The sequence below is a fragment of the Kitasatospora sp. NPDC058965 genome (assembly GCF_042741245.1).
In the GTDB taxonomy this organism is placed as follows: Bacteria; Actinomycetota; Actinomycetes; order Streptomycetales; family Streptomycetaceae; genus Kitasatospora.
The window spans coordinates 1-11556 of sequence record NZ_JBHYKG010000276.1; the positions used below are offsets into that span (position 1 = coordinate 1).

The following is an 11556-nucleotide window of genomic DNA, read 5'->3' on the forward strand; positions in this document are numbered from 1 at the left end:
AGTCCCTGGTCCGGGTGCACTTCGCGGACCGGGCCGTCTCCAGCACGGTGGTCGGGGTGCTGGAGCCCTTCCACCAGGCCTTCCTGTCCACCCTCGCGGCCCTGGACCGGACGCTCGCCGACCTCGCCCCGGCGCCGGTCGACTTCCCCGCGCCGCAGATCTGGTCGAGCAAGCGCAGTTCGGACGTCGCGGAGCGCGGCCACGCCGTCGGCCAGCGCCTGGTCACCGGCGCCGTCTCGATGTTCTCCGGCCGGCTCTCGGGCGAGCCGAGGAGCGGCGGCCCGTCGGGGTGGGCCTCCATCAGCCACGTCCAGTTCGTCTCCGACGCGGGCACCGCGGTGCTGGAGATGCCGGCCGTCGTCGCACTGCTGGCGATCCCCGCGCTGATCGGGTCGGAGACGCCGCCCGCCGGTGGGGCGCCGTCGCTCCCGGAGGCCCTGCGGGCGAAGACGCTGGAGCTGGCCGTGCTGATCGAGACCGGGCTGCCGCAGGGCGGGTACGGGGTCCAGACCGTCGCGATCCCCGACGAGCACCGGCTCACCTTCCAGTTCCTGCACCAGCAGGCGGCGATCCGCTCACGGCTGCCGGTGCGCACGCTCTGCACCTGCCGGGACTGCAAGCACCAGAAGGTCGTCAACCTCGACCTGAAGCGGCTGCGGACGAAGAACCGGAACCTGAAGATGCTGGTGTCGGTGCTGGGCGTGTCCGGCGTGGCCGGCGGGCACGGCGACCCCAACCCGTTCCAGGTCTTCAGCACCGTGTTCCGCCAGGCCAAGCTGGAACCGGACTTCATCTGCTCGCGCTGCGAGAGCACCGAGGCGGACGAACGGCCCGTCACCTTCTGCCCCTCGTGCGGGGACCAGCGGGCCGAGGCGGTCCTGCTCAGCTGCGCCAAGTGCAAGCACGACTTCCGCACGGCCGTCCAGGGCGAGCGGATCTGGCACGACACGCCCCCGTTGCCGCCGACACCGCCGACCTCTGTGGTGCCGCCCGCGCCGGCCGCGGTGCCCGGCTTCAGTCCCGCGCCCGCCCCGTACCGGCCGCCTGTCCCGGTGCCGCCGCAGCCGCAGCCGTACCCGGCCGCCGTGCCGCTGCAGCCGTACCCCGGTGCCGTGCCGCCGCCGCTGCCACCGACCGCCCCGCCCCCGTACAACCCGTACGCGCAGCCCGCCGCCCCCGCGCACGGCCGGCGCTGCACGATCTGCGGGATGTCCTACCCAGTGCTGTGGAGCGTGCAGGTGTTCCAGCACGGCGCCTGGCAGCCGATGACGGTCTGCGCGACCACCCCGCGCTGCTCACCGCCGTCCCGGGTGCGGCCGGTCCAGGTCTGACCGGCGGCCCCGCGCGCCCGGCCCGCCGCAGCGGTCAGGCGATCCGGCCGGCGAGGAGGTCGTGGGCGAGGAGGTTGGCGGTGCCGCGGACCTTGGTGCGCAGGTAGGTGAGGTTGTGGGGGGTGGTGTGGACGCCGGTGGGGACGCGGTCGCGGACGTCGATGCCGAGGTCGCGGAGCTGGCCGGCCTTGTCCGGGTTGTTGGAGAGCAGGTCGACCGAAGTGGCGCCGAGGGCGGTGAGCATCTGGGCGGCGGCGGTGTAGTCGCGGCCGTCCTCGGGCAGGCCCAGGGCGGCGTTGGCCGCGTAGGTGTCGTAGCCCCGGTCCTGCAGTGCGTAGGCGTCGAGCTTGTTGTAGAGGCCGATGCCGCGGCCCTCCTGGCGCAGGTAGAGCAGGTAGCCGCCGTGCTCGGCGATCCGCTCGACGGCCTCGCGCAGCTGCGGGCCGCAGTCGCAGCGGGCGGAGCCGAAGACGTCGCCGGTCAGGCACTCGGAGTGGAGCCGGACCAGCGGGACCGGTGCGCCGTCCGGATCGCCGAGGGCCACCGCGAGGTGCTCCTGGCCGTCGGCGAGGTCGTGGAAGGTGACCAGCTCGGAGTCCACGCTGTAGCCGTCGCCGAACCGCAGCGGGACGCGGACGCGGGTACGGACCGTCGCCTCGGGGATCACAGTCACAGTCATCGGGGGCGCTCCGCTCGTCAGGTGGGTCCGACCAGGTAGTTCCAATTTGAATCAAGATGTCGATCTCGACCGTACACTCTGATTCGAATTGGAACAACAAAACGGCCGACCCGGCGTCAGTCGAACGCCGGGTCGGCCGGGGGCTTGCGGGGACGGGGTCAGTCGGTCCCGGACTCCATGGCGGCGCGGTCCAGCACCGCCTCCTCGCCGGTGGAGCCGCTGCCCGCGGCGATGGCCCGGGCGCCGCCCTGCGGCAGGTTGCCGATCAGGCCGGTGGCGGCCGCCTGGGCGGCGCCGACCGCCGGGGTGCCGGTGCCGAGCAGGCCGAGGTCGGCGTACTGCTCCAGCTTGGCCCGCGAGTCGGCGATGTCCAGGTTGCGCATGGTCAGCTGGCCGATCCGGTCCACCGGGCCGAAGGCGGCGTCCTCGGTGCGCTCCATGGAGAGCTTGTCCGGGTGGTAGCTGAAGTTCGGGCCGGTGGTGTCGAGGATCGAGTAGTCCTCGCCGCGGCGCAGCCGCAGCGTCACCTCGCCGGTGATCGCGGTGCCCACCCAGCGCTGCAGCGACTCACGGACCATCAGGGCCTGCGGGTCCAGCCAGCGGCCCTCGTACATCAGGCGGCCGAGGCGGCGGCCCTCGTTGTGGTACTGGGCGACGGTGTCCTCGTTGTGGATCGCGTTGACCAGGCGCTCGTAGGCGGCGTGCAGCAGGGCCATGCCCGGGGCCTCGTAGATGCCGCGGCTCTTGGCCTCGATGATCCGGTTCTCGATCTGGTCGGACATGCCCAGGCCGTGCCGGCCGCCGATCGCGTTGGCCTCCATCACCAGTTCGACCGCACTGCCGAAGGCCTTGCCGTTGATCGTCACCGGGCGGCCCTGCTCGAAGCCGATGGTCACGTCCTCGGTGGCGATCTCCACCGACGGGTCCCAGAACCGCACGCCCATGATGGGCTCGACGGTCTCGACGCCGGTGTCCAGGTGCTCCAGGGTCTTGGCCTCGTGGGTGGCGCCCCAGATGTTGGCGTCGGTGGAGTAGGCCTTCTCGGTGCTGTCCCGGTAGGGCAGGTCGTGCGCGACCAGCCACTCGGACATCTCCTTGCGGCCGCCCAGCTCGGTGACGAAGTCGGCGTCCAGCCAGGGCTTGTAGATCCGCAGGTGCGGGTTGGCCAGCAGGCCGTAGCGGTAGAACCGCTCGATGTCGTTGCCCTTGAAGGTCGAGCCGTCGCCCCAGATCTGGACGTTGTCCTCCAGCATCGCGCGCACCAGCAGGGTGCCGGTGACGGCGCGGCCGAGCGGGGTGGTGTTGAAGTAGGACCGGCCGCCCGAGCGGATGTGGAACGCGCCGCAGGTGAGCGCGGCCAGGCCCTCCTCGACGAGCGCCGCGCGGCAGTCCACCAGGCGCGCGACCTCGGCCCCGTAGGCCTTCGCGCGGCCGGGGACGGAGTCGATGTCCGGCTCGTCGTACTGGCCGATGTTGGCGGTGTAGGTGCACGGGATGGCACCCTTGTCGCGCATCCAGGCGACCGCGACCGAGGTGTCGAGACCGCCGGAGAAGGCGATGCCGACGCGCTCGCCGGCCGGGAGGGAGGTGAGGACCTTGGACATGGGAAGATTATGCATCAGTTCGCATTTCCATGCAACGGGCTCCGTCTGTGCTGGCTTCGAATTTGAACTACCACGCTAGGCTGGTGAGCATGGCAGAAACCCGGTGGCTGGACGAGCAGGAGATGGCGGCCTGGCGAGCGTTCCTCGCGGCCAGCAATCTGGTGGCGCGTCGGCTGGAACAGCAGCTGAAGGACGAGGCCGGGCTCTCGCACACCCAGTACGAGGTGCTGGTGCACCTGTCGGCCGCGCCGGGCCATTCGATGCGGATGACCGAGCTGGCCGAGCGGCTGATCACCTCCAAGAGCGGACTGACCTACCAGGTGGCACAGTTGGAGAAGGCGGGCCTGGTGGGCCGGCGGTCCTGCGCCAGTGACGTGCGGGGAGTCTTCGCCTACCTGACGGAGGACGGGGCGGCCGCGCTGCGCTCGGCGGCCCCCGGGCACGTGGCGGCGGTGCGCGGGGCGCTGATCGACGTGCTGGACCGCGAGCAGCTCGCGGTGGTGGCCGAGGCGCTCGGCGAGGTGGCCCGACGGCTGCGCTGAGGGGGAGTGGCGGCCGGCCGGAAGGGTGCGGTGTCCGCGCCGAGGGGGAGCGGCGGCCGGCCGGAAGGGTGCGGTGTCCGCGCCGAGGGGGACCGGTCGGGGGTGATCCGGGGCTCGGCCGAGGGGTGAACGCGCGGTGGCGCGGGCGGGTCTACGCGGGTCCTGGTGGACGTTTTTCTCCTGAGCGGGCCTCAGTTCTCTAGCGGCGCAGGGCAGTCGGCGGCTACGCTCGCCGAGCGCGGTCATGCCAATCATTGGTACGCGTGCTCGGCACTCGCGTTTCTCGCATGTGGTACTCCCCCCTCTCCAGGCCACAAGGAGCAACCATGCCCGTTCCTGCCAGCACCGCCCGAACTGCCCGCACGGTCCGCCCCGCGGCGCTCGCCGCCACCGCCCTGTCGGCCCTGCTGCTCGCCGTCGGCACCGCCCTGCCGGCCCAGGCCGACGCGGCCGGCCAGGGCTTCCGGCCCAGCCACCCGGAGCGGGACTTCGCCGGCTCCACCGTGGTGGCGCACGAGGGCCGCGGCGCCGCGGGCGGCCTCCAGCCGATGGTCACCCAGACCCGCGGCCTCGACGTGTCCAGCTACCAGGGCAACGTCAACTGGTCCACGGCCCGGGCCAACGGCGGCGCCTTCGCCTACGTCAAGGCCACCGAGGGCACCGGCTACACCAACCCGTACTTCGCCCAGCAGTACAACGGCTCCTACAACTCCGGCATGATCCGCGGCGCGTACCACTTCGCGCTGCCCAACGCCTCCAGCGGTGCCACCCAGGCGAACTACTTCGTGAGCCACGGCGGCGGCTGGTCGGCCGACGGCAAGACCCTGCCGCCCGCGCTGGACATCGAGTACAACCCGTACGGCGCGACCTGCTACGGCCTGAGCCAGAGCGCGATGGTCAGCTGGATCGCGAGCTTCAGCAGCACGGTGCACAGCCTGACGGGCCGCTACCCGACCATCTACACCACCACCGACTGGTGGACCACCTGCACCGGCAACAACGCCGGCTTCGGCGCCAACAACCCGCTCTGGATCGCCCGTTACAGCAGCTCGCCCGGCACGCTGCCGAACGGCTGGTCCTACCAGACCTTCTGGCAGTACGCCGACTCCGGCACCTTCCCCGGTGACCAGGACTACTTCAACGGCGCACTGGACCGGCTGCAGGCGCTGGCCGGCTGAGCCACCGGCTCCGGCGAGGAGCCCGGTTCCCCCACCGGGGAACCGGGCTCCCGTTCACTGACGATGCATCAGGTCGGCAGGTTCCAGACCTGGTTGGCCCCACCGGAGCAGTCCCAGATCTGCAGCCGGGTGCCGTTGGCGGAGCTCGGCCCGGTGGCGTCCAGGCAGCGCCCGGACTGCGGGTTCACCAACTGGTGCGAGGCGGTGGCGGTCCACTGTTGGGCGCCGGTGCCGTTGCAGTCGTACAGCTGGGCCTGGGTGCCGTTGGCGGTGCCGCCGGAGGTGAGGTCCAGGCACTTGCCGAGCGCCCGCAGCGTGCCGTCGCCCTGGACGGTCCACTGCTGGGCGCCGGTGCCGTTGCAGTCGTAGAGCTGGACGGCGGTGCCGTTGGCGGAGTTGGCGCCGGCCACGTCCACGCACTTGCCGCCGTAGCCGCCGATCGCGCCGGTGGGCGAGGAGCTCGGGGTGCCGGTCCAGGTGAAGGTGGCCGAGGTGTGCGCGGGGAGCTGGTAGCCGAAGGACTGGCCGCCCCAGTTGACCACCACGTGCTGCGAGCTGCCGCTGTCGTTGTAGGCCACCAGCGCCTTGGAGCCGTCCGGGTTGAGCCAGGCGACGTTCGGCACCGCGGTGCTGGCGGTGGAGTCGATCCGGTAGGCCCCGGGCTTGACGAACTTGGTCAGCTGGCCCAGGTCGTAGTACTCCACGGTGTAGTCCACCTGGCCGCTGCGCGAGTCGCCGTTGTGCACGGTGACCAGGCCGGTGCAGGTGCCGCAGCCGCCGTTGTGCGGGCCCATGTTCTGGTCCACCGCGAGCGACCACTTGACCACCGACTTACCCCAGTTGCGGGTGTAGTCGATGATGTTGAGCATGTCCTCGCGCTGCTGGTCGGCGATCCAGGTGCCGCCGGAGTGCTCGGTGTCGAAGGCGTCCAGGGTCGGGTACTGGTTGTGCACCGTGGTCTGCTCGGAGACGTCGCCGCCGTAGCCGTGCCAGGCCATGCCGCCGAACAGCGGGTCGGTGCGGATCGCGGCGTCGTCCACGGTCGGCTGGGCGTAGCCGGCGTACTGGTCCCAGTTCCAGTCCAGGGCCAGCACCTTGGTGCTGAGGCCGGCCGCGTGCAGGGCGGGCAGCAGGTCGGTGCCGATGAAGTAGTGCAGGCCCGAGCCGTTCCACTGCATCGAGGGGTAGCCGGCGCAGCAGGTCGGTTCGTTCTGCGCGGTCACGTAGTCCACGTGCACGCCGTTGGCCTGGTAGGCCTGCAGGTACTTGACGAAGTACTGGGCGTAGGCGCCGTAGTACTGGGACTGCAGCCAGCCCTGGCTGACCGCCCCGCTGTCCTTCATCCAGGCCGGCGCGGTCCACGGGGTGGCCATGACCTTGAGGTTGGGGTTGAGCGACTGCGCCTGCTTGGTCAGCGGGAGCACGTCGGCCAGGTCGTGCGCGACGGAGAAGTTGGCCAGCGACGGGTCGGTCTGGCCGGCCGGCTGGTCGTCGAAGGTGTAGTTGTACCGGGCCAGGTCCGAGGCGCCCATCGGGTTGCGCAGGAAGTCCAGCCCGATCCCGTTGACCGGGTCGAACAGGTTGCGCATCACGGTGTCGCGGGTGCTGCTGCTGAGCGCGCCGGAGCTGTTCATCAGCCAGGCCGCGGTGTCGGTGAAGGAGGCGCCGGCGCCGGTGAACTGCTGGTACCGGGTGGACTCGTTCACGGTGATGGTCTGGTCGCCGGTGCCGCTGCCGGCGGTCAGCGTGACCGGGGCCTGCTGCTGCAGGCCGCGGCTGACGGCACGGCCGCCGGAGTCGGTGGTGGTGGTCAGCCAGACGTTGACCTGGCCGCCGGCCGCGGTGGCGTGGCCGGGCAGGCCGAGCAGCCCGCCGAGGGCGAGCGCGGCCGCGCCGAGCAGGGCGAGGGCCCGGCTCCGGGTGGGGGTGGTGGAATGCATGGTGGAGTGCTGCCTTCTCGTGTGGGAACGGGAGTTGAGGCAGGGAGCGGCCGGAGGAGGGGCACCTGGGGGACTCCGGCTTTCTTTGCGTCGTGATTAAACTGAGACCGCAAGCTCGGCGTCAAGGGTGCGCGCAGGCCCGCCGGTCCGGCAGACTTGCCGGACCGCACGGGGGCGGCCGATCAGGCGCCGCGCCCACGACCCGGAAGGAGGCGGCGCCCGATGGCCGCGCAGCCGCCGCAGACCGTCCGCGACCTGCGACGCGGCAACCGCGCCGTGCTGTTGCGCCGGCTCTGGTTCCACGGGCCCCTGGCCCGCCAGGACTTGATCCAGTCCACCCGGCTCAGCCCCGGCGCGGTCAGCACCGTGACCGGCGAGCTGATCGAGGACGGACTGCTGGTCGAGGCCGGCACGCTGGGTTCGGAGGGCGGGCGGCCCAAGGTGCTGCTCAAGGTCGACCCGGGCGCCCGTCAGGTGATCGGGGTGGAGATCGGCGAGACCCGGGTCCGGGTCGAGCTGTACGACCTCGACCTGAACGAACGGGCCCGGGTGGAGACGGTGCTGACGGAGGGGCGGCACGATCCCGAGGTCGCGCTGGCCGCCCTGGACCAGGGGCTGCGCACGGTGCTGGCGCAGGCCGCCGCGCCGGTGCTCGGCATCGGGGTCGGCGTGCCGGGCGTGGTCGAGCACGGGGCGGACCCGGCCGGCCGGACCCTGGTGCACGGCCAGACCACCGGCTGGCGCGGGGTGCCGCTGGCCGAGCTGATCGGCGAGCTGACCGACCTGCCGGTGCTGATCGACAACGGCGCCACCACGATGGGCCAGGCCGAGCTCTGGTTCGGCGCCGGGCGCGGCGCGCGGACCGCCGTGATCGCCCTGCTCGGCTCGGGCATCGGCGCCTCGCTGGTGCTGGACGGCGCACCGTACCGGGGCGTCGGCGGCAGTGCGGGCGAGTGGGGGCACACCACCGTGCAGGCGGGCGGGCGGCGCTGCCGGTGCGGCGCGCTGGGCTGCCTGGAGGCGTACGTCGGGGCCACCGCGCTGGTCGAGCGGTATCGCGAGCTCGGCGGGGTCGCGGCGGAGCTGGGCGAGGAGGAGGCGCTGGCCGCGCTGCTCGCGGCGGCGGCCGCGGAGGACGGCCCGGCGGCGAAGCTGCTGGCCGAGGCGGGCGAGTACCTGGGCATCGGGCTCGGCAACCTGATCAACCTGGTCAACCCGGAGCTGATCGTGCTCGGCGGCTGGGCCGGGCGGCTGCTCGGCGTGCAGATCCTGCCGGCGATCCGCGGGGCGGCCGGCCGGCACGCGCTGCGCCACCCGTTCGACAAGGCCCGGATCGTGCTGGGCGAGCTGGGCCCGGACGCGGTGGCCAGGGGTGCGGCGACGCTGCCGGTGGAGCGGTTCCTGGCCTCCGGCGGGGTGGGCTGACCGCAGCCGGGCGGATGCGTCCGACCGCCGCAGGCGGGAAGCTGGGAGGCATGGCGATCGTGCGGGCTTCCCGGGCGCGGACGTACCAGGGCCTGCCCAGCGAGCCCGTGCGGCCGCGCGGACTGGCGCGGGTGGACCGGGTCGCGGGCGGCGGGAGCAGCGAGACGGTCCGGGTCCGCTGGGACACCCGGGACCTGCGGCTGCTCGCCCACGGCGGCGCACTGGAGCAGGGGGTCGACGGCGGCTGGACGCTGACCGTGCCCGGGGGCGTCGAGCACGCGGCGGGCACGGCGGGCGCCGAGCCGCCGGCGGAGCTGGTGCAGCGGGTGCGGGCGTACGTGGGCGGCCGGCCGCTGCAGCCGGTGCTGCGGCTGGCCACCAGGACCGAGCGCTCGCTGCTGCTGGACCGGGACGGGAACACGCTGGCCGAGCTGGACCGGGGCACCACGCAGGCCGAGAGCCTCACCGGACCCGGGCGGATCGCCGGCTGGTCGCGCACCGAGGTGCGGCTGGCCGCCGGGCGGCCCCGGCTGCTGACCGCGCTGGACCAGCGGCTGCGCGCGCAGGGGCTGACCGAGGTGCCGGCCGCGCGGACCGGGCACGCGGTGGCGCACCCGCGCAGCGCGGGCGCGGCGCTGACCCGGTACCTGCGGGACCGGAGCGCCGAACTGTTCGCGCTGGACGGCGCGGTGCGCCGCGAGGAGGCGGACTCGGTGCACCGGATGCGGGTCTGCGCGCGGCGGTTGCGCAGCGCGCTGACCGGCTGCCGGCGCTGGCTGCGGGAGGCCGAGACGGCCCCGGTGGCGGCGGAGCTGCACTGGCTGGGCGGGGTGCTGGGGACGGCCCGGGACGCCGAGACGATGGGGGAGCGGCTCTCGGTCGAGCCCGCGGTGCACGACTGGTTCGACGACCGGTACGCCGAGGCGTACGCGATGGTCCGCGAACTGCTGGACAGCGAGCGGTACTTCGCGCTGCTGGAGGCGGTGGAGCGGCTGGCCGACCGGCCGCCGCTGCGCGGCCGGGCCCGGCGCGGGCGCCGTGAGCTGGCTCGGCTGCTGCGCGCCGAGCGGCGGCGCACCGGACAGCGGCTGCTGACCGCGCTGGCGATGCCGGCCGGGGCGGAGCGGGACGAGGCGCTGCACGCGGCCCGGAAGGCGGCCAAACGGGCCCGCTACCTGGCGGAGCTGGCGGGGGCGGACCGGGCGGCCCGGCAGCTGCGCCCGGTGCAGGAGGCGCTCGGCGACTACCAGGACGCGGTGGTGGCCCGCCGGTTGGTGCTGCACCTGACCGACCGCGCCAGGGCGGCCGGCCAGGACACCTTCGGCCTGGGGCGGCTGTTCGCCCGGGAGGAGTCGGCGGGCGCGGCAGCCCTGGCCGCTGCCGGTCCGGCCTGGCGCACGGCCCGCCGGCGGGCGAACTGGCGACTCTGACCGTGGAGTTGACGGGGTGGGAGCGGACCGGCCCGATCCGTTGACCTGGTGTCAGCCACAGTGGCATGGTGTTGGCCATCTGATTCACCTCAGCTCATGACGGGAGTCGACGATGGCCATCCGCAGCAAACTGGTGGGTCTGGCGGCCGCCGCCCTGGCCGTGTCCGGCGCGGGGATCACCCAGCTCGCGACGGCGGCGCCGGCCGCGGCGATGCCCGTGTGCCAGCGGTACTGGACCTGGGACAGCGGCACGATCTCCTGCCCGAGCGCCGACGGCAACTGGAACGGCTACCTGTTCCAGGTGGTCATCACCTGCGTCGGCAACGGTGTGCCGTACACGGTGGACGGCCCGCTGGTCGCCGCCAACAGCACCTCCAACGCCTACTGCCGCAACAGCGACCCGCTGCAGAGCACCAACCCGCCGAGCGTGACCTGGCAGACCGGCTGACCAGGGGCGTTCGCGCAGCGGAACGGCGGTGCGGTCACCCGATCGGGCGGCGCGCCCGGTGGGGCGTTCGGCCGATCGGTGGACGGACTGGGAGAATCCCGCTCGGACGGCCCGGCAGTTGCCGGGCCGTCAGCACGAGTGAAGGGACCACCTGGTGATGTCCACCAGTCGCCGTCTGGCGGCCGCGGCCGCGATAGTCGTCCTGTGGAGCGGGCTGACCGCCTGCGGGCCGAGCCACAGCGGATCGAACAAGGGGGCCGACCAGGCACCGCCCGCGGCGGGCAACAGCGCCGGAGCGGGGCAGGGGGCGCACCAGATCCCGGTCGGCGCCGGGCCGCAGAACAGCTACAACGCCGCCACCCAGCCCGCGCCGGGCAGCTGCCACTACCGGTACACCGCCGACAAGCAGCCGCTGCCGGACCTGGCCTGCACCCCCGGCGCCACCAGCCCGGCGGTCACCCAGGCCAACCTCAAGGACACCATCTGCAAGACCGGCGGCTACACCTCGGGCATCCGGCCGCCGGTGAACGTGACCGGCAAGGAGAAGGCGGAGAACGCCAAGTCGTACGGCTACACCGGCCCGATGGGCGACGCCGAGTACGACCACCTGATCAGCCTGCAGCTCGGCGGTGACCCGAACGACCCGCGCAACCTCTGGGTCGAGCCGCCGTCCCCGAACCACGTGCCCGGCAAGGGGCCGAACAACCCCAAGGACTCGGTCGAGACGCACCTGCACACCGCGATCTGCAAGGGCCAGACCACCCTGGCGGCCGCCCAGCAGGCGATCGCGACCGACTGGACCACCGCCGAGGCCAAGCTGGGCCTGGGGGCCGGCGCGGCCAGTGCCCCGGCCGCCGCCGACCCGGACGACGACGCCAACTGAGCCCCGGCGGGGTGCCGGGCCGCCCCGGCACCCCGCCGCCCCGTCAGACCTCGGCGAGCGGCACCTGGGGGTCGGCCAGCCGGGCCGGGTCCACGG

At 73.3% G+C, this 11556-nt stretch carries 9 protein-coding genes and 1 pseudogene; 7 read left to right on the forward strand and 3 right to left on the reverse strand.

Features of this window, described 5'->3' with window-relative positions; all coding sequences use genetic code 11:
• Nucleotides 1–1331, forward strand: a pseudogene (locus ACFW1A_RS31825) (hypothetical protein); the annotation flags it as partial.
• Between the two features lie 34 nt (nt 1332–1365).
• Here the strand turns inward: ACFW1A_RS31825 and ribA are convergent.
• Both ribA and argG read right to left on the reverse strand, forming a co-directional pair.
• Entirely contained in the window at nt 1366–2010 is a 645-nt protein-coding gene (gene ribA, locus ACFW1A_RS31830) for a GTP cyclohydrolase II (protein ID WP_380414986.1), read from the reverse strand.
• A 158-nt stretch (nt 2011–2168) separates the two neighbouring features.
• Nucleotides 2169–3614, reverse strand: coding sequence for an argininosuccinate synthase (argG, locus tag ACFW1A_RS31835; RefSeq protein ID WP_380414989.1), 1446 nt, complete (start codon nt 3612–3614; stop codon nt 2169–2171).
• Nucleotides 3615–3703: 89 nt separating this feature from the next.
• On the opposite strand from argG, the gene ACFW1A_RS31840 reads away from it, so the two are divergent.
• Nucleotides 3704–4156: a MarR family winged helix-turn-helix transcriptional regulator gene (locus tag ACFW1A_RS31840; RefSeq protein WP_380414991.1), complete on the forward strand. Its 453-nt coding sequence runs from the start codon at nt 3704–3706 to the stop codon at nt 4154–4156.
• 326 nt (nt 4157–4482) lie between these two features.
• Nucleotides 4483–5334 carry a lysozyme gene (locus tag ACFW1A_RS31845; protein ID WP_380414993.1) on the forward strand — a complete coding sequence of 284 codons (852 nt, stop codon included), beginning with the start codon at nt 4483–4485 and terminating at the stop codon, nt 5332–5334.
• Between the two features lie 68 nt (nt 5335–5402).
• Here ACFW1A_RS31845 and ACFW1A_RS31850 read toward each other — a convergent pair whose 3' ends face one another.
• Nucleotides 5403–7274 (reverse strand): ricin-type beta-trefoil lectin domain protein, encoded by a 1872-nt coding sequence (locus ACFW1A_RS31850; protein ID WP_380414995.1) that lies wholly within the window; start codon nt 7272–7274, stop codon nt 5403–5405.
• Between the two features lie 222 nt (nt 7275–7496).
• Here ACFW1A_RS31850 and ACFW1A_RS31855 point away from each other — a divergent pair, with 222 nt between their 5' ends.
• From ACFW1A_RS31855 to ACFW1A_RS31870, 4 genes are all read left to right on the forward strand, one after another.
• Nucleotides 7497–8699 (forward strand): ROK family protein, encoded by a 1203-nt coding sequence (locus ACFW1A_RS31855; protein ID WP_380414997.1) that lies wholly within the window; start codon nt 7497–7499, stop codon nt 8697–8699.
• A gap of 50 nt (nt 8700–8749) precedes the next feature.
• Nucleotides 8750–10129 carry a CHAD domain-containing protein gene (locus tag ACFW1A_RS31860; protein ID WP_380414999.1) on the forward strand — a complete coding sequence of 460 codons (1380 nt, stop codon included), beginning with the start codon at nt 8750–8752 and terminating at the stop codon, nt 10127–10129.
• 112 nt (nt 10130–10241) lie between these two features.
• The gene (locus tag ACFW1A_RS31865) at nt 10242–10577 is read left to right on the forward strand and encodes a hypothetical protein (RefSeq protein WP_380415001.1); all 336 of its coding nucleotides are present in this window, start codon (nt 10242–10244) and stop codon (nt 10575–10577) included.
• Between the two features lie 157 nt (nt 10578–10734).
• A complete protein-coding gene (locus ACFW1A_RS31870) occupies nt 10735–11460 on the forward strand; it encodes a hypothetical protein (protein ID WP_380415003.1) in 726 nt (241 codons plus the stop codon).
• Nucleotides 11461–11556: the final 96 nt, after the last annotated feature.

What these genes read in the sequence shown, in the direction of transcription:
- ribA (WP_380414986.1), bottom strand. Translation starts at nt 2,010, where the DNA reads ATGACTGTGACTGTGATCCCCGAGGCGACGGTCCGTACCCGCGTCCGC.
- argG (WP_380414989.1), bottom strand. Translation starts at nt 3,614, where the DNA reads ATGTCCAAGGTCCTCACCTCCCTCCCGGCCGGCGAGCGCGTCGGCATC.
- ACFW1A_RS31855 (WP_380414997.1), top strand. Translation starts at nt 7,497, where the DNA reads ATGGCCGCGCAGCCGCCGCAGACCGTCCGCGACCTGCGACGCGGCAAC.
- ACFW1A_RS31840 (WP_380414991.1), top strand. Translation starts at nt 3,704, where the DNA reads ATGGCAGAAACCCGGTGGCTGGACGAGCAGGAGATGGCGGCCTGGCGA.
- ACFW1A_RS31865 (WP_380415001.1), top strand. Translation starts at nt 10,242, where the DNA reads ATGGCCATCCGCAGCAAACTGGTGGGTCTGGCGGCCGCCGCCCTGGCC.
- ACFW1A_RS31870 (WP_380415003.1), top strand. Translation starts at nt 10,735, where the DNA reads ATGTCCACCAGTCGCCGTCTGGCGGCCGCGGCCGCGATAGTCGTCCTG.
- ACFW1A_RS31850 (WP_380414995.1), bottom strand. Translation starts at nt 7,274, where the DNA reads ATGCATTCCACCACCCCCACCCGGAGCCGGGCCCTCGCCCTGCTCGGC.
- ACFW1A_RS31845 (WP_380414993.1), top strand. Translation starts at nt 4,483, where the DNA reads ATGCCCGTTCCTGCCAGCACCGCCCGAACTGCCCGCACGGTCCGCCCC.
- ACFW1A_RS31860 (WP_380414999.1), top strand. Translation starts at nt 8,750, where the DNA reads ATGGCGATCGTGCGGGCTTCCCGGGCGCGGACGTACCAGGGCCTGCCC.